11 protein-coding genes are annotated in these 17,404 nt (G+C 75.7%); 10 read left to right on the top strand and 1 reads right to left on the bottom strand.

Annotation, left to right across the window (positions count from 1 at the left end; all coding sequences use genetic code 11):
- Nucleotides 1-305: 305 nt before the first annotated feature.
- The 3 genes from ACFVFR_RS04510 to ACFVFR_RS04500 all read left to right on the top strand — a co-directional run bounded on the left by ACFVFR_RS04510 (nt 306) and on the right by ACFVFR_RS04500 (nt 7,570).
- Nucleotides 306-1,340 (top strand): AAA family ATPase, encoded by a 1,035-nt coding sequence (locus ACFVFR_RS04510; RefSeq protein ID WP_383698073.1) that lies wholly within the window; start codon nt 306-308, stop codon nt 1,338-1,340.
- Nucleotides 1,337-6,868, top strand: a complete 5,532-nt coding sequence (locus ACFVFR_RS04505) for an SAV_2336 N-terminal domain-related protein (RefSeq protein WP_383698006.1) — start codon at nt 1,337-1,339, stop codon at nt 6,866-6,868. Before ACFVFR_RS04510 ends, ACFVFR_RS04505 begins: the two co-directional genes overlap by 4 nt.
- Before the next feature lie 78 nt (nt 6,869-6,946).
- Entirely contained in the window at nt 6,947-7,570 is a 624-nt protein-coding gene (locus ACFVFR_RS04500; RefSeq protein WP_383698004.1) for a hypothetical protein, read from the top strand.
- Between the two features lie 155 nt (nt 7,571-7,725).
- Here ACFVFR_RS04500 and ACFVFR_RS04495 read toward each other — a convergent pair whose 3' ends face one another.
- On the bottom strand, nt 7,726-8,592 hold the full coding sequence (locus ACFVFR_RS04495) for an alpha/beta fold hydrolase (protein ID WP_383698002.1): 867 nt from the start codon (nt 8,590-8,592) through the stop codon (nt 7,726-7,728).
- A 306-nt stretch (nt 8,593-8,898) separates the two neighbouring features.
- Between ACFVFR_RS04495 and ACFVFR_RS04490 the strand changes: the two genes are divergently transcribed.
- The 7 genes from ACFVFR_RS04490 (at nt 8,899) to ligA (ending at nt 17,252) form a co-directional block, all read left to right on the top strand.
- A complete protein-coding gene (locus ACFVFR_RS04490; protein ID WP_383698000.1) occupies nt 8,899-10,068 on the top strand; it encodes a cysteine desulfurase family protein in 1,170 nt (389 codons plus the stop codon).
- A gap of 165 nt (nt 10,069-10,233) precedes the next feature.
- Nucleotides 10,234-11,397, top strand: coding sequence for a tRNA 2-thiouridine(34) synthase MnmA (gene mnmA, locus ACFVFR_RS04485; protein ID WP_383697998.1), 1,164 nt, complete (start codon nt 10,234-10,236; stop codon nt 11,395-11,397).
- A gap of 208 nt (nt 11,398-11,605) precedes the next feature.
- On the top strand, nt 11,606-12,148 hold the full coding sequence (locus tag ACFVFR_RS04480) for a TIGR00730 family Rossman fold protein (RefSeq protein WP_383697996.1): 543 nt from the start codon (nt 11,606-11,608) through the stop codon (nt 12,146-12,148).
- 219 nt (nt 12,149-12,367) lie between these two features.
- A complete protein-coding gene (locus tag ACFVFR_RS04475) occupies nt 12,368-13,057 on the top strand; it encodes an SDR family oxidoreductase (RefSeq protein WP_383697994.1) in 690 nt (229 codons plus the stop codon).
- A 218-nt stretch (nt 13,058-13,275) separates the two neighbouring features.
- On the top strand, nt 13,276-13,746 hold the full coding sequence (locus tag ACFVFR_RS04470) for a MarR family winged helix-turn-helix transcriptional regulator (RefSeq protein ID WP_383697993.1): 471 nt from the start codon (nt 13,276-13,278) through the stop codon (nt 13,744-13,746).
- Nucleotides 13,747-13,894: 148 nt separating this feature from the next.
- On the top strand, nt 13,895-14,914 hold the full coding sequence (locus ACFVFR_RS04465; protein ID WP_383698071.1) for a methionine synthase: 1,020 nt from the start codon (nt 13,895-13,897) through the stop codon (nt 14,912-14,914).
- 46 nt (nt 14,915-14,960) lie between these two features.
- Nucleotides 14,961-17,252 carry an NAD-dependent DNA ligase LigA gene (gene ligA / locus ACFVFR_RS04460; RefSeq protein ID WP_383697991.1) on the top strand — a complete coding sequence of 764 codons (2,292 nt, stop codon included), beginning with the start codon at nt 14,961-14,963 and terminating at the stop codon, nt 17,250-17,252.
- The last annotated feature ends 152 nt before the right edge of the window (nt 17,253-17,404 follow it).

The following is a 17,404-nucleotide window of genomic DNA, read 5'->3' as shown; positions in this document are numbered from 1 at the left end:
CCACGGGGCCCCGGCCCCGTGGCTCCGTGCCCGCGAGGGGCGGGCCGGCGGACGCCCGTTCCCCCGCGCCGCGCGAGAGCCGGGGTGTCGGCCCCGCCGCCACGCGGGGCGGCCACCCCACCCCGCCGCCCTACGACGACCAAGGAGAACGCGCCGTGGCCCCACCAGCCGGACCGGGCAACGACCCCCAGGACGCGCCGGGCGCGGACGCCCCCAGCGATGCGCACGGGGCGGCGGCCCACGGCGCCGGCCCGGACGCCGAGGCCCCGTCCGAGGGGTGGTGGGTCTTTCGCGGCCCCGCGCCGCTGCCCCAGCCGCCACCCTGGCGTCGGTTCGCCACCGCGCGGCAGACCCGCCCCGCGCCGCCGTACCTGCTGGGCCGCGACGAGATCGCCGTCGTCAACGCCGCCCTGCACCTGCACCGCCCGCTGCTGGTCACCGGGCGGCCCGGCACCGGCAAGTCCGAGCTGGCGCACGCCGTCGCCCGTGAACTCGAACTCGGCCAGGTGCTGCGCTGGTCCGTGAACAGCCGCGCCACGCTCGCCGACGCCCTCTACCGGTACGACGCGGTGGGCCGGCTACGCGAGGCGTCACTGCGCCGCGAACGCGCGGTGGGGCCCGCCGCCCCCGCGCGGGGTGGGCCCCGAACCGGTGGGCCGCACGGCAAGACCGGCGCCCGCGCGCTCCGTGGCGCCCGGAGCGGCGCGCCCGGGGCGATGCGCGCTGGCCGGCGCGCTGTGGGCTACCGGGCCGCGACCCCCGAACCGGACATCGGTCAGTACCTGCGGCTCGGACCGCTGGGCACGGCGCTGGCCGCCGCCCACCGGCCCCGGGTGCTCCTCATCGACGAGCTCGACAAGGCCGACATCGACCTGCCCAACGACCTGCTGGTGGTCCTGGAGGAGGGTGAGTTCGAGATCCCCGAGCTGGCCCGGCTGCCCGAGCAGCAGCGCGATGTGGACGTGCTGGTCAGCGGGGGACGGGAGCGGGCCCGGGTGCGGCGCGGCGTGGTCGCCTGTACGCACTTCCCCATCGTGGTGATGACCAGCAACGGGGAGCGCGACTTCCCTCCGGCGTTCCTGCGCCGCTGTGTCCGCCTCGACCTGCCCGACCCGGACGCGGCCCGGCTGCGGGACATCGTCCGAGGCAGCCTGGGCGAGCGGGCGTTGGCCCAGGCGGAGGATCTGATCAGTGCCTTCCTGCGCCGCTCCACCACCGAGACGCTCGCCACCGACCAGCTCCTGGCCGCCATCCACCTCCGTCTGGCGGGCGCCGACATGAGCCGGGACCAGCTCCTGGCGGCCGTGATGCACCGGCTCGACGAGACCCTGCCCACATGATCGACCGGCTGTGCCAGGCGCTCGTCGGCGCGGGCTTGGAGCCCAGCGCCGACGAACTGCTCGACGTGCTCTGGCTGGGCCAGGTCATGGCCCGCGCCCAGCGCGCGGACGAGCCGCCGACCGCGCCCGGCCCGGCCCCGTCGGCGGCCCTGGCCGTCCCGCGCGCCTCGGCCGGGGAGCCGTCGGGCGCCACCTCCGCCAAGCCGTCCCCCGAGCCCGCTCCGGAAGCGCCCTGGGAGCCGCTGCCCGGGACTCCGACGCTCCCTCCGTACGGGGCGACTCCCGCCCCTGTCCACGGAGCACCGGCCGCGCGGCCCGATGAGCGCACGCGCCCCGACGGCACCGACGGGCCCGGGGAAGCCGGCCTCCCTGGCCGTTTTGACGGGGCCGACCACGACGCCCGACCGGACCAGCCGGGCCTTGTCGGCGAGTGGGGCCACCCCCACCGGTCCCGTCACGACGCGCCGGCCGCCCCGCCTGGCAACGCCCCGGCGTACCCGGGGTCGGACGACGCCACCCGGAGCGCACCGACCGGCGCGCGGGGTACGCCTGAGGCGCGGGGGCCTCGGCGTGCCCTCTACAGCGACGGTAGCCAGGGCGGGGACAGCGCCGACCGGCGCGCGCGGGCGAGCCGGGTCCCGGGCGGGCGGGTGCTGCCCGAGGCGCAGCGGCTGGCGCGGGCGCTGCGTCCGCTGATCCGCTACCACGACCATCCCCAGCGCCGGGCCACCGATGTCGAGGCCACGGTGCGACTGACCGCCGAGACGGGGCTGTTCGACCTGGTGACCCAGGCGGTGCCCGAGCGCGCCCTGACGGCCGTGCTGTGGGTCGACCGCTCGCCGTCCATGCGGGTGTGGCACTCCCTCGCGTCCGAGGTGCGCGCGGCGTTACGGCGCAGTGGCGCGTTCCGTTCCGTACGCCAGCAGCGGTTCGATCCGGCCGGGCTGGGCGCCGACGCCAAGCGCGCCACGTCGATGGCCGACGGACCCGGGACGGTCGTGTTCGTCCTCACCGATGGCGTGCACCCCGCCTGGCGCGATCCACGCACCCCGCGCGTCCTGCTCGCCCGACACCGCTCCGGCCCCGTGGCCGTGCTGCACGCGCTACCGCGCCGGCTGTGGCGAGGCAGCGGACTGGACGGCCAGCCCCGGCTGCTCACGGCGACCACGCCGCTCAGCCCGGCGCACCGGCTCACCGTCACCGACCCGCTCACCGGCGAGCGCGACCCGACCGTCGAGCACCAGGTGGCGCTGCCGGTGATACGCCTGGCGCCGGCCGCGCTCGGACCGTGGGTGGCCCTCCAGACCCGGCCGGGCACCCCGCGTCACGTCGAGACCGTGCTGGTGCCGACGGAGCGGATACGGGGCCCCGGCGCGGCGCGGCGCGGCGGCCAACCCGCCGAGGCGACACGGGGCGCACCACCGCCGTCCGGCGGCCCCGGAGCGTTCGCCACACCCGGCGCGAGCGTGCCGGGACTCACCGCACCGGGCTGGGCCGCGCCGTACGGAGCCGTGCTCGGACCCGACGGGGCCGGGCACACCGCGCGGGAGCGCATCGAACGCTTTCGCAGCACGTTCTCGCCGGAGGCGTACCGGCTCGCGGTGCGGCTCTCCGCGATCCGCCCGCTGACCACGCCCGTCATGCACCTGGTCAGGTCGGCCGCGCTACCGGAGGCGACCGCCGCGCAGGTGGCCGAGGTCCACCTCGGCGGCCTGCTCACCCAGATCGCCCCGGACCAGGCGGGCGCAGCGTACTCGCCCGAGCTCGACGCGCTGACGCGTCACCTGGCCCCGTCCGACCCCGTCCAGCCCGTGTACGACTTCGCCGACGGGGTGCGCGAACTCCTCTTCAGCGGCCTGGGCGTGGAGCGTTCCCTGGAGGTCGCCGAGGCCGTGGGGCGCGCGCTGGCGCCCTACCTGGGCAGCCTCCCCGACTTCCCCGCCCTGATGGCCGACCCCCAGGGCCTGCTGCGTCTGCACGGCACCGCCCGCGCCTTCGCGGTGTTGGTCGGCCCCGTCTGCGAGCGACTCGGCCTCCCCGCCCCGACGCCCGGCCCGATGGCCCCGTCCGCCCCGCCCCGTCCCCCCGGCCCCGCCGGCGCCGGGCCGGCGGCACCCGCCCCGCCGCCCCGTCCCCCGCTCACGCCGCCCCCCGCGCTGCCGCCCCGTCCCACCACGCCGCCGCCGACCGTGGCTACACCCCCGCCCCTGCCCCCGTTCCCCGTCCCTCTCGCGCCCCCGCCGTGGCCGCCCCAGCTCCCGCCCCTCCCGGACCCGTACCCCGTGGCGCGGGAGGCGGCGCTCACCGCTCCACGGGGCGCTCCCGGCGACACGAGCCCGACCCCGGAGACCACCGCCCCCGAGCCGGAGACCACCGCCCCCCGGCCCCCCACGCGGCCGGAGCGAGCGGGCCGACCGGAGCCGCGTACGACCGCCCCACCGGTGGGCGTCGACCGGCTGCGGTTCGAACTGCTGGGCCCCGTACGGGCCTGGCGCGGCGAGATCGAGGTCTCCCCTGGCCACTGGGAAGAGAGCGAGGTCTCCCCCCGGTGGCCCCGGCGTCGCGCGTTGCTGTGCCTGCTGCTGATCCGCAAGGGGCACCCGGTCACCGTGGCCGAGGCCGCCAGCGCGCTGTGGGGCGCCGCGCAGCCGACCCAGGCACAGGCCGTGATCCACAACTACGCGCTCCAGCTCCGCCACGCCCTGGGCTCGGACGCACTGCGCGGCGCCGGCCCGCACGGCTACGTCCTGGACGCCGGCGTACGCACCGACATCGACGCGTGCCAGCGACGGGAGGCGGCGGCCGACACGGCGCTGCGGCGCGGAGAGCGACACCGGGCGCGCGCCCTGCTCGACGAGGCGCTGCGGCTGTGGGGTGGCGACGAGCCGCTGCCCCGCGTGCCGGGCCCGTACGCCGCCGCCCAGCGCGCGCGGCTGATCGCGTGGCGGCTCGACCTCCAGGAGCGCGCGCTGGGCCTGGACCTCGCGCTCGGCCACACCGCACGAGTCGTACCCGAACTCACCGCCCTGCTCGCCCGGCACCCGCTGCACGAGCCGCTCCATCGCCTGCGCATGACGGCGCTGCACCGCGCGGGCCGCACGGCCGAAGCCACCACCGCCTACCAGAGCTGCCAGCGCCTGCTCGCCGAGGAGCTGGGCATGGAGCCCGCCGGCGTCACCCGGGACCTGTACGAGCGCATCCTGCGCGGCGCCGACCTGCCGGCCCCCGACCCACTGGAAACGCGCGACCCGGGCCCGCCTGCGGTCAGCCCACTCCCGGCGCCCCCGCTCCACTTCGTGGGGCGCGCGGCGGAGCTCGCCGAGCTGCGGAGCGGGCTGCGCGAGTCCGGCCGGCCCGCCCCGGTCTACGGCATCGGCGGGTTGAGCGGCATCGGGAAGACGGCGCTCGCCCTCCAGGCGGCACACGAGCTCGCGCCCGGCTACCCGGACGGGCGGCTCTTCGTCGACCTGCGCGGCGGCGAGCGCGACCGGCCCGAACTCGCCCACGTGCTGGGGGGCCTGCTGCGCGCCCTCGGCGTTCCGGCCGGCGACATCCCCACCGGTACGGAGGCACGCCGCGCCCGCTACCAGTCGCTGCTGGAGCACCGGCGCGTCCTGGTCGTCATCGACCGGGCGCACGGCTGGGCGCAGGCCGCCCCGTTGCTGCCCGACGCGTCCGGCTGCGCCGCCCTGGTCACCAGCCGTCGGACACAGGCCGTACCGGAGCGCGTGTCCCTGGTCGAACCGCGCGAGCTCACCGCGCGCGAGGGGACGGACCTCATCGGGCACCAGCTCGGGCCCGCCCACGTCGCCGCGGACCCGGACGGGGCGCACCGCGTCGTCCACTACTGCCACGGGCTGCCGCTGGCCCTGCACATCGCCGGCAGGCTCGCACGCGGGCAGCTCCGGCACCACGCGCGCCCCCTGACCCGACTGGCGGACCGGCTCGCCGCCCCCGCACACCGACTGACCGGGCTGCGCGTGGCCGGCCTCTCGGTCAGCGCGGGTTTCGAGCAGAGCTACCGCCAGCTCGACGAGGCCCAGCAGCGCGCCCTGCGCCTGCTGTCGGTCCTCGGCTGCGCGGAGGTCAGCCGGTTCAGCTCGGCCGCGCTGCTGGACCGGCCGCAGCTCGTGACGGAGGACCTGTTGGAGGCCCTGGCCTCCGCGTCACTGACACACCGCGAGGGCCGCGGCCGGTACCGGTTCAACGCCCTGGTCCTGCTCTACGCCCAGCGGCAACACACGTCACACACCCTCGGAGGGGCGGGCATGCCCAGCAAGTACCTGGCACAACGCGAGAGCACGGCCGCCATGGCGCGGCTGGTCGACCGCTACCTGAGCGGTTGCGCCACCGCGCTACGGCGACTCGACCCGGGCGACACGCTGCCCCACCACCTCGCCTCCCGCGACACCCCGCTGGACCGGGCCGCAGCGCGCCATGTCGAGCCCCCCGCACGGTGGTTACACGACGAGGCGCCCCGTCTGCTGCGCGTCCTGCGTCACGCGGACTCACCCACACGCGTCTCGGCGGGCGTGCTGCACCGGCTGGCGGACCTCGCGCTCGCCGCCCGCGCGCTGGCCGAACACCAGGCGTACGGGCGGGACTTCACCGAGGCCACCGAGTCCCTGGTACGGGCGGCCAGCGGACCCCACGACGGGGCGGCGGCGCGGCGCGCCCTGCTGGCGCTGGCCCACGCGCACAACAGGGCCGGCCGCTTCGGCGAGGCGGAACGGGCGGCGGCCCGGATGATGGACCACGGGGCGCCCGCCGCCGACCGGCCCGACCCCGTCACCCAGGCGCTGGCTCCGCACGAGCGAGCCCTGGCCGTCTACAGCCTGGGCCGCCTGGCGGAGGCCGAGAAGCTCCTGGAAGTGGCCGAGCGCGCCTACCAGGACGACACCAACCTGGCGGGCCTCGCGCGGGTCTGGGCCGACCGATCCCGGCTGTACCTGGCGCGGGGCAAGCCACGGGAGGCGTGCGAGCTGGCCGAGCACGCGCTGGCGGTGGCCCGGCGGGCACGGCCCGAGCCGGCGCCGGGCACGCGGGCCCCCTCGGTGGGGGCGCCGCCGCCCGTGGGGGAGGGGCTCGCGGTCGCGCACGCCTGCTACGCCCTGGGGAGCGCGCTGACGGCGGCCAGACGCGCCACGGACGCGCTGGGCCCGCTCCAGGGGGCGCTCGACCTCTTCGCGGACGCGGGCCTGCCCCTGGCCGAGGCCGGCACCCGCGCCCGGCTGGCCGAGGCGCGGCTCGCAGTGGGAGACACGACCGCCGCGACCGAGCTCGCCGACCAGGCCGCGACCGCGTTCGGCCGGCACGGCGGCGACTGGCGCCGCGCGGACGCCCTGGTCGTCCTCGGCCGGGCCCTGGCGCGCCAGGGGCGGCTCCGCGAGGCCGGCGAGTGCTGGTCGACGGCGCGGGACCACTACCACGCGCTGGGCCTGCGGGAGGCGCGCACGGTCACCGAGCTGCTCGCCGACCTCACAGCCGGCGACCCGACGAGCGCGGGCCGGCGCGCGCACCGAGGCTGAGCCACGGGCGCCGCGCCGCCCGCGAGGTGACCACGAACCCGGGGAGCGCGGGCCCCGGGAGCCAGCGGGGAGGACACCATGCGGGCGAGGAAGACGTCACGACGGGGCGGTCCCGGGGCCGTCGCGATCGCGCTGGCCGCCGTGGTGGCGGCCGGGGCGACGGGGCCGGCGGGCGCCGCCGAGACCGACCCGGCCCCACACCCCCCAGCGGCACCCACGGCCGGTACGCGCCCCGCCGGCCCGGAGGGCCCCGTCGTCACCCATCCGGAGTCCAGGCCCTACGACTACCCGGCGGGCGAGGTCTGCCCGTTCCGGGCGCGGGCCGAGTTCCCGGTCAGCGACCTACGGCTGCGCACCTGGACGGACGGGGCGGGGCGCCCCGTGTTCGCCGTCGAGGACGGGCCACTGGTGCTGCGCGCCACGAACCTGGACACCGGCACGTCGGTGGAGCGCGAGGTATCGGGCACAGCCACCATCGGCTACCCCGAGTACCCCCGTTCGGACGTGTACGTGATGGGCGGCGACAACTGGGCGACGGGCTTCCACACCCACGACCAGCCGGGCGGCCGGTGGATCATCAGTCGCGGCTACATGGCGGTGGAGATCCGTCCCGCGACCGACGGGTCGGCGGGCACCGCGAAGCGACTGCTGGCGCTGTACGGGCCGTACGAGGACCTGTGCGCGACCCTCGCCGCCCCGTAGCCCCGCACCGTTACGCTGCCCCGCCGCCCCGTAGCCCCGCACCGTTACGCTGCCCCGTCGCCCCGTCGCCCCGTCGCCCCGTCGCCCCGTCGCCCCGTCGCCCCGTCGCCCCGTCGCCCCGTCGGGCGGGGGCGCGGCGCGGGGCGGCCGGTGGGTCAGGCGTCCAGATCGCGGAGGAAACCGCTGAGCGCGCCGGCCAGTTCGGCCGGGGCGTCCTCCTGGACCAGGTGGCCCGCGCCCTCGATGAGCCGTAGGCGGGCCCCGGGCACCAGGGCGGCCAGCTCGTGACCCTTGGCGACGGGAATCCAGGAGTCGTCGGTGCCCCAGCACACGAGCACCGGCAGCCGCAGCTCGCCGTAGCGGCCCTGGATCTCGTCGGTGTACCGCTGGTCGTTCTGCGTGATCTGCCGGTAGAAGGCGGGCTGCCCCGCCTCGCCGCACCACGGGGCGACCAGACGGTCGAGAACGTCCGGACGCAGCCCCGGCGCGCTGGCCGAGCTGACGTACTCCCGCACCAGCGCACGGTGCAGCGCGGGCGGTAGCCGCTCGAAGACCGCCGCGTGCGCGCCCAGCAGCCGGTAGGTGGGCGAGCCCCACGGCGCCAGCGCCACCGGGTCCACCAGGGCCAGCGCCCGGTAGCGCGCGCCGTGCAGCAGATGGGCACGCAGCGCGACGCACCCGCCGAAGTCGTGCGCGACGACGTACGGGGCGACGTCCTTCGCCCCGGCTCCGGGCTCGCCGGCGCGCAGGCCCCAGTGCGCCAGCAGCTCGGCGAACACGACCGCCTGCGCCGCCAGCGACACGTCCTGCCCCGCGTGCTGTTCGGAGGCGCCGTATCCCGGCATGTCCCACACCAGCACGCGGTACCGGTCGGCCAACGCGCGGGCGACGCCGCGCCAGACGTACGACGAGAACGGCGTGCCGTGCAGGAGCACCACCGGCGGCGCGTCAGGGTCTCCGAACTCCGCCCAGCGCACGGTGCCGGAGGACGAGTGGTACGCGCGGTCCAGATCCCATGTCATGACCGTAAGGCTAGTAACTCATGACAGGCCCGTCGAGTGATCCGCGCCTTCCCTCCGCTCCGTGCCCTCCGTACCGGACTGGACCAGTGCGGGCCCCGACCGCCCCGCACCCCGCCGGGTGGGACGGTCGAGCGGCCCCGCGCTCCGGCGCCCCGGTGCACGGGGCGGCGCATGCCGGGGCCGCCCCGCCACCCGGCCCCACCTGGAGCGACGTCAGGGGCCCGGGAACGCGCCCGCGCGCCCGGGACCCGTGCGCCCCTACGCGCCTCTCGTGTGCACCGCCGTGGCTCGTAGAATCGACGCATCATGGCCTACCTCGACCACGCCGCCACCACCCCGATGCTGCCGGAGGCGGTGCGGGCGATGACCGACCAGCTCGCCGTCGCCGGCAACGCCTCCTCCCTGCACGCCGCCGGCCGGCGGGCGCGCCGCACCGTGGAGGAGTCCCGCGAGACGCTCGCCGCCGCACTGGGCGCCCGCCCCAGCGAGGTGGTGTTCACCGCCGGCGGCACCGAGGCCGACAACCTCGCCGTCAAGGGCATCTACTGGGCCCGGCGCGCCGCCGACCCGGCCCGCACCCGACTGCTCGCCAGCCCCGTCGAGCACCACGCCGTACTCGACGCGGTGGACTGGCTCGCCACGCACGAGGGCGCGCGCGTGGAGTGGCTGCCGGTCGACTCGTACGGCAGGGTCAGCCCGGACGCGCTGCGGGAGGCGATCGCCCGCGATCCCTCCGACGTGGCGCTGGCGACCGTGATGTGGGCCAACAACGAGATCGGCACGATCATGCCGGTTACCGAACTCGCCGAGGTGGCCCGCGCGTTCGACGTCCCGCTGCACGCCGACGCGGTGCAGGCGTTCGGCCAGGTCGAGCTGGACTTCGCGGCCTCCGGGCTCGCCGCGATGACCGTCACCGGCCACAAGATCGGCGGCCCGTACGGGATCGGCGCCCTGCTCCTGGGCCGCGCGTACGCGCCCGTGCCGCTGCTGCACGGCGGCGGCCAGGAGCGCCACGTGCGCTCGGGCACGCTCGACGTGCCCGCCATAGCCTCCTTCGCGGTGGCCGGCGAGCTCGCCGCCGCGCGCCACGAGGAGTTCGCCCGCGAGATCGGCGGGTTGCGCGACGCGCTCGTCGCGGCGGTCACCGAGGCCGTCCCCGACGCGGTGCTGGGGGGCGACCCCGACCCGGCGGGCCGGCTGCCCGCCAACGCGCACTTCTCCTTCCCCGGCTGTGAGGGCGACTCGTTGTTGCTGCTGCTCGACGCGCAGGGCATCGAGTGCTCGACGGGCTCCGCCTGCACCGCGGGCGTCGCCCAGCCCAGCCACGTGGTGCTCGCCACCGGCTCGCCCCCCGAGCTGGCCCGTGGCACGCTGCGGTTCTCCCTGGGGCACACCTCGACCAAGGCGGACGTGGAGGCGGTGGGCGCGGCCATCGGCCCCGCCGTCGCCCGCGCCCGCACCGCCGGACTCAGTTAGCGGCGCCCGCCCGCCCGCGCGAGGCGGAGCCCGGCACACGGGGCGACGGAACGGAGCCCCGTGCGGCACGCACGGAGCGGTCGGACCTCGGACTGGGGGCTCCCGTCGCGGCGGGTCCTTATCGCCGCGACGTACCACCGCGCACACCCGTACCCTGGAACGGCTATGACTGACTTCCCGGGCGCCCCCGATCCCCTTGCTCCGCGCGATGGCCGTCGCCTCCGTGTGCTCGCCGCCATGTCCGGCGGCGTCGACTCCGCCGTCGCCGCCGCGCGAGCCGCCGAGGCCGGGCACGAGGTGACCGGCGTACACCTCGCCCTGTCCGCCAACCCGCAGTCGTTCCGCACCGGTGCGCGCGGCTGTTGCACCATCGAGGACTCGCGTGACGCGCGCCGCGCCGCCGACGTCATCGGTATCCCCTTCTACGTCTGGGACCTGGCCGAACGATTCCGCGAGGACGTGGTCGAGGACTTCGTCGCCGAGTACGCGGCCGGTCGCACGCCCAACCCGTGTCTGCGGTGCAACGAGAAGATCAAGTTCGCGGCCCTGCTGGACAAGGCCCTCGCGCTCGGCTTTGACGCCGTGTGCACGGGCCACTACGCCACCGTCGTCACCCGCGACGACGGCTCCCGCGAGCTGCACCGCGCCTCCGACCTGGCCAAGGACCAGAGCTACGTGCTCGGCGTCCTCGACGACCGGCAGCTCGCGCACGCGATGTTCCCCCTCGGCGACACCCTCACCACCAAGGACGAGATCCGCGCGGAGGCGGAGCGGCGCGGCCTGGCCGTCGCGAAGAAGCCCGACAGCCACGACATCTGCTTCATCGCCGACGGCGACACACAGGGCTTCCTGGCCAAGCGACTCGGCACCGCCGAGGGCGACATCGTCGACGAGGACGGCACCCGGCTCGGCACCCACGAGGGCGCGTACGGCTTCACCATCGGCCAGCGCAAGGGCCTGCGCCTGGGCGTCCCCGCCGCCGACGGCAAGCCGCGCTACGTGCTCGACATCTCCCCGGTGAACAACACCGTCACGGTGGGCCCGGCCGGCGCGCTCGACATCTCCGCGCTGACCGCGATCAAGCCCCGCTGGTGCGGCACGGCGCCCATCGGCCCCGACACCTACACGGCCCAGCTCCGCGCGCACGGCAGCGAGACGCCTGTCACGGCCGAGCTGGTGGACGGCACGCTGGAGGTCCGCTTCGACGCTCCGGTGCGCGGCGTCGCCCCGGGCCAGGCGATCGTGCTGTACGACGGCACGCGAGTGGTGGGCTCGGCGACCATCGCGCGTACCGAACGCCCCACGCCCGCCGCCGCCCGCCCGGCCTGAACCGCCCCGCCCCGTCCCGTCCCGTACGGAGCCGCCGCGCGCCCCGTGTGTCATCGCGGGGCGCGCGGCGGCGCGAGGTGCGCCCGCCCCGCGCCAGGGGGCGCACCGGCGGCAGGCCACGGGGCGGCGGGCCGGGCTTCCGGCCGTCGAAGCGAGCGGTGGAGCGGGCCTCGAACACCGACCCGCCCGCTCTCGTACAGTGACGCGCATGAACATCTGCGTCTTCTGCTCCGCCGCCGACCTTGACGAGCGCTACGTCACGCCGGCCCGCGAGTTCGCCGAGCTGATCGGCAAGGGCGGGCACACACTGGTGTGGGGCGGGTCGGAGTCCGGCCTGATGAAGGTCATGGCCGACGGGGTGCAGGAGCACGGTGGGCGGCTGGTCGGCGTCTCCGTGGAGTTCCTCCGGGACAAGGCGCGCCAGCACGCCGACGAGATGCTCGTCACCCGCGACCTGGCCGAACGCAAGGCGGAGCTTCTCGCGCGCGCCGACGCGGTCGTGGTCATGGTGGGCGGCACCGGGACGCTGGACGAGGCGACCGAGATCCTGGAGCTGCGGAAGCACGGCCTGCACTCCAAGCCGGTGGTGCTGTTGAACGCGGCCGGGTTCTACGACGGCCTCAAGGCGCAGCTCCAGCGCATGGAGCGGGAGGGGTTCCTGCCGATCCCGCTGACCGACCTCGTCTTCTTCGCCGAGGACGGCGTGAGCACCCTGGCCTACCTGGAGGAGCAGGCGGGCATCCAGCCCTGACACCGGCCCCGTCAACGCCGTCCGCCCCGCCCCGACTCCGCGACCCCGCCCGTCCCCCACCCCGCCCGGGCCCCGTGCCTGACCCGCTCGCCCCGCCGCCCGCTCCGTCCTGAGCCTCACCCCCCTCGCGGCGGCCGCGCGTCCGGGCCCCGTGTCCGCCCCGTGTGCGCTGGGCCACGTGCGCCAGGGCGGGCAGGCCGGCGTCGTTAGGATCGTCGTATGGGTACGCATCTGATCACCGGAGCAGGCTCGGGCATCGGCACCGTCGTCGCGGAGCGGCTGTGCGCGCGCGGCGAGGAACTGTGGCTGCTGGCGCGGGACGCCGGACGGGCCAAGCAACTCGCCGAGCGCTACCCCGGGGCCCGAACGCTCGTCGGCGACCTCGCGGAGCCGGAGCGGCTGTCCTGGGCGCTGGGCCACCAGCAGGTGCCCGAGCGCCTCGACTCGCTGCTGCACATCGCCGGCATCGTGGAGCTGGGCGAGGTCGGCGAGCTGACCCCCAAGGCGTGGAACCAGCAGCTCGCCGCCAACCTGGTCTCCCCGGCCGAACTGACCCGGCTGCTGCTGCCCCAGCTCCGGCTCGCCAAGGGACACGTGGTGTTCGTGAACTCCGGCGCGGGGCTGCGGGCCAACGCCCAGTGGGGCGCGTACGCGGCGAGCAAGCACGGCCTCAAGGCGCTGGCCGACGCCCTGCGCTGGGAGGAGAGCGGCCACGGCGTACGCGTCACCACGGTCTACCCGGGGCGCACGGCCACACCGATGCAGGTCAAGGTGCACCAGCAGGAGGGCAGGGAGTACGACCCCGAGCGCTGGATGACGCCGGAGTCGGTGGCCACCACGCTGCTCACGGCCCTGGACCTGCCGCGCGACGCGGAGATCACCGACCTGTCGGTGCGCCCCGCCGGCTGACACGCGCGCGCCCGGAAGCGCCCTGCGGCGCGCGGCCGGGCCGTGGGTCGCCGGGCTCGTGTCGGGGCCGCCGGCCGAGCGCGGGACCGGGAGCGTCGGGCTGGAGTGAACGGCTCAACCGCCCCGGTGGCCACAGCCGTTGGCAGCGGCCGTCTCAACGTTCGGGAACGCGCCCGGCACCCTCCTGGAAGGCCCCGGGGCCGACGTACGCTAACCGGGTGACTAGCAGTGAGGTGACACCGGGCGCGCCGGACAAGCGGGCGGCGCCCGCCGCTGGGGCGGGGTGTGGGACCAGGGAGATCCGGGGGCTCGTCACGGAGCTGACCCGGCGCATGGACGCCCACCGACGAAGCCACGTCGCCACCCTCGACCTCACGCCGACCCAGGCCAAGGCCCTGGAGGAGCTCGGCGAGCCGAAGACGGCGCGCGAGTTGGCGGCCGGCATGTGCTGCGAGCCGCCCAACGTCACGTACGTCATCGACAAGATGGAGCGGCAGGGACTCGTCGCGCGCTGCCCCGACCCCCGGGACCGGCGCGCCAAGCAGCTCGTGCTGACCGACGCGGGCCGGCGGCTGCGGCTCGACCTGCTGGAGCGGATGGCCCAGGACTCGCCCCTGGACCACCTGACCCACGACGCCCGCGCCGAACTCCGCACCCACCTGCTGCGCGCGCTGGACCGCGCCGAGTAGCTCCGTACGGCCCCACGCCAGCGCCCCGTGGCGGCCGGAGCGCCGCCCCGTGCGCACGACGGCGGGTGGCGCCGGCCCGGGGCGCGCCCGTCGCGGCGCGGGCGGCGACGCTGCCGCGCCCCGCGCCTCGTACGCTTCCTGCGTGAGCGTGAGCGAGAACAACGAGACGGGCTGGGGCGCGGGCGCCGCCACCGGAGTCGGGTCGATGCCGGGCGGGGACGCGCGGGAGGCGGCCAAGACGGTCACCGGGTCGCTGGAGCGACTGCCGTACCTACCGGAGCTCCCCGCACGGGGCCCCGGCGCGGACATGATCGGGCGCACCGCCGGGATGCTCGTGGAGCTCTACGCGCGCGTGGAGCCCAGCGGCTGGCGGATCGGGGACCACCCCGGGCGGGACACCCGCCGCGCGCGGTCCTGGCTCGGCGAGGACCTGGACGCCCTGGAGGAGTTCACCCAGGGGTACACCGGGACGCTGAAGGTGTCCGCCGTCGGGCCGTGGACGCTGGCCGCCGCGCTGGAGCTGCGCGGCGGCGAGGCGATGCTCAGCGACCCCGGCGCCTGCCGGGACCTGAGCGGGTCGCTGGCCGAGGGGCTGCGCGCGCACCTGGCCGAGGTGCGGCGCCGGGTGCCGGGCGCCCGCGTGGTGCTCCAGCTCGACGAGCCGTCGCTGCGCGCCGTCCTCGACGGCCGGGTCCGCTCCGCCAGCGGCTACCGCACGCACCCGGTGGTCGACCGGGCCGTGGTCGAGGGCGCGCTGCGCGAGATGTGCGCCGTGACCGACGGGCCGGTGGTCGTGCACTGCTGCGCGCCGGGCGTCCCGTTCGGACTGTTGCGCCGCGCGGGGGCCACCGGCGTCTCCTTCGACCTCTCGCTGCTCACGGAGCGTGAGGAGGAGTCGGTCGGTGAGGCGGTCGAGGACGGGCTCGCGCTGTTCGCCGGGATCGTGCCGGGCACGGACCCGCAATCGGGGGCATTGTCAGACCCTGCCGGTAGCGTCATGGGTGTCAGGACGCTGTGGCGCAGGTTGGGGCTGGCTCCGGGGACCCTCGCACGGTCCGTGGTGCTCACTCCCTCCTGCGGGCTCGCGGGTGCCTCGCCGAGGTACGCGCGAGCCGCGCTGGCCCACTGCGTCCGGGCCGCGACATCACTCGTGGACAACCCTGAGTGATGGCGCGCCCGCCCCGCGACGCGGTGAACCGCGGGGTGGTCGACGGATGAGGTTACGGGAGGTCGAGACGGTGGCTGGCGAAACGGTGTCCGGGGGCGAGAACGCCCCCGAGGAGCCGGTGGACGGCGCGCGCGCGGTGGTGCCCGCCGAGGCACGGTCCGAGGTGCCCTCCAAGGCCCGGGAGCGTCATCAGCTCCTGGCCGAGGAGGTCGAGGAACACCGCTTCCGGTACTACGTGCGGGACGCGCCGATCATCAGCGACGCGGACTTCGACAAGCTGCTGCGCGCCCTGGAGGCGCTGGAGAACGAGCATCCGCAGCTGCGTACGCCCGACTCGCCGACCCAGAAGGTGGCGGGGGCGTACGAGACGGAGTTCACCGAGGTCGAGCACCTGGAGCGGATGCTCAGCCTGGACAACGCCTTCGACGAGGAGGAGCTGGCGGCCTGGACCGACCGGATCGCCAGGGACGTCGGCGAGGGCGCCGCGTACCACTTCCTGTGCGAGCTGAAGGTGGACGGACTCGCGATCAACCTCACCTACGAGCACGGCCGGCTGACCCGTGCCGCCACCCGGGGCGACGGGCGCGTCGGCGAGGACGTCACGCCGAACGTGCGCACCATCGCGGACATCCCGGACCGGCTGGTCGGCGAGGAGGTGCCCGCCCTGGTCGAGGTGCGCGGCGAGGTCTTCATCCCGATGGAGCGCTTCGAGGAGCTCAACGCCGGGCTGGTGGAGGCCGGCAAGGCGCCGTTCGCCAACCCGCGGAACGCGGCGGCCGGATCGTTGCGGCAGAAGGACCCGAAGGTCACCGCCAGCCGACCGCTGCGCATGGTGGTCCACGGCATCGGTGCCCGCGAGGGCTTCACCATCGACCGTCAGTCGCATGCCTACGAGCTGCTCCACGGATGGGGCCTGCCGACCTCCCGCCACAGCCAGGTGGTCGATACGCCAGACGGCGTACGGGCCTTCATCGCCCGCTTCGGTGACACCAAGGCGCGGCACTCGGTCGAGCACGAGATCGACGGCGTCGTCGTCAAGCTGGACGAGATCCCGCTCCAGGGCCGGCTCGGGTCCACCTCGCGGTCGCCGCGCTGGGCGATCGCGTGGAAGTTCCCGCCGGAGGAGGTCAACACCAAGCTGGTCGACATCCGCGTCGGCGTCGGTCGCACCGGCCGGGTCACCCCGTACGCGGTGGTCGCGCCCGTGACGGTGGCCGGCTCCGAGGTCGAGTTCGCCACGCTGCACAACCAGGAGGTCGTCAAGACCAAGGGCGTCCTCATCGGCGACACCGTGGTGCTCCGCAAGGCGGGCGACGTGATCCCGGAGATCCTCGGCCCGGTGGCCGACCTGCGGGACGGCAGCGAGCGGGAGTTCGTCATGCCCGCCGCGTGCCCGGACTGTCAGGCCGCGCTCCAGCCGATGAAGGAGGGCGACATCGACCTGCGCTGCCCCAACGCCCAGTACTGCCCGGCCCAGATCCGTGAGCGGATCTTCTACCTGGCCGGCCGCAAGAGCCTGGACATCGAGCACCTGGGATACGTGGCCGCCGCCGCGCTGACCCAGCCGCTGGAGCCCAAGGAGGCGCCGCTGCGTAACGAGGGCGACCTGTTCAGCCTGGACATCGACGCCCTGCTGCCCATCCGCTCGTACGTCCTGGACCCCGACAGCGGCCTGCCCAAGCGCGGCCCGGAATCCGGCGAGGAGAAGATCGTCACCTTCTTCGCCAACCAGAAGGGCGAGCCGAAGAAGAACGCCCTGTCCATGCTGGAGAACATCCAGGCCGCCCGTCAGCGGCCGTTGGCCCGCGTCATCACCGGCCTCTCGATCCGCCATGTCGGCCCGGTGGCGGCCGAGGCGCTGGCCCGTGAGTTCCGTTCCCTGGACCGCATCGCCGAGGCCGACGAGGAGGAGCTGGCCGCGGTCGAAGGGGTGGGCGGAATCATCGCCGCCTCGGTCAAGCAGTGGTTCGCCGAGGAGTGGCACCGGGAAATCGTTGAGAAATGGCGGGCTGCGGGGGTGCGTTTCGAGGAGGAAGCCGGCGAGGATGAAGGCCCCAGACCACTCGCCGGGCTCACCGTCGTCGTCACGGGAACACTCCAGTCGTACACACGGGACGGCGCGAAAGAGGCCCTGCAGAACCAGGGAGCGAAGGTGACCGGGTCGGTTTCCAAGAAGACGCATTTCGTAGTCGTCGGTGACAACCCTGGCTCCAAATACGACAAGGCGATGCAAGTGAAGGTGCCCGTGTTGGACGATCGGGGTCTGGGCGTGCTGTTGGAACAGGGCCCCGACGCCGCCCGCGAGGTTGCGCTCACGCCACCGGAAGAGACGGAATAGTTCACAGGCGTTCTGGGGGTGGCCCGGCCGTGAACGGCAGGCATCACCCTTATGGCGCATATCGGATGGTTACGGAGAGCGCGGGCGTATTCGGGCAACCGCTGTCGATCGCCGCTCGCCGTAGCCTAGTGCGGCCTACTGTTGAGATGTGC

Origin of the sequence: Streptomyces sp. NPDC057702 (assembly GCF_042799315.1) — a bacterium.
GTDB lineage: Bacteria > Actinomycetota > Actinomycetes > Streptomycetales > Streptomycetaceae > Streptomyces.
This window is presented reverse-complemented; position numbering and strand designations above follow the sequence as displayed.

Bases quoted from the DNA above. Each gene is read 5' to 3' on its own strand.
- ACFVFR_RS04505 (WP_383698006.1), top strand. From the start codon at position 1,337: ATGATCGACCGGCTGTGCCAGGCGCTCGTCGGCGCGGGCTTGGAGCCC.
- ACFVFR_RS04500 (WP_383698004.1), top strand. From the start codon at position 6,947: ATGCGGGCGAGGAAGACGTCACGACGGGGCGGTCCCGGGGCCGTCGCG.
- ACFVFR_RS04495 (WP_383698002.1), bottom strand. From the start codon at position 8,592: ATGACATGGGATCTGGACCGCGCGTACCACTCGTCCTCCGGCACCGTG.
- ACFVFR_RS04490 (WP_383698000.1), top strand. From the start codon at position 8,899: ATGGCCTACCTCGACCACGCCGCCACCACCCCGATGCTGCCGGAGGCG.
- mnmA (WP_383697998.1), top strand. From the start codon at position 10,234: ATGACTGACTTCCCGGGCGCCCCCGATCCCCTTGCTCCGCGCGATGGC.
- ACFVFR_RS04480 (WP_383697996.1), top strand. From the start codon at position 11,606: ATGAACATCTGCGTCTTCTGCTCCGCCGCCGACCTTGACGAGCGCTAC.
- ACFVFR_RS04475 (WP_383697994.1), top strand. From the start codon at position 12,368: ATGGGTACGCATCTGATCACCGGAGCAGGCTCGGGCATCGGCACCGTC.
- ligA (WP_383697991.1), top strand. From the start codon at position 14,961: ATGAGGTTACGGGAGGTCGAGACGGTGGCTGGCGAAACGGTGTCCGGG.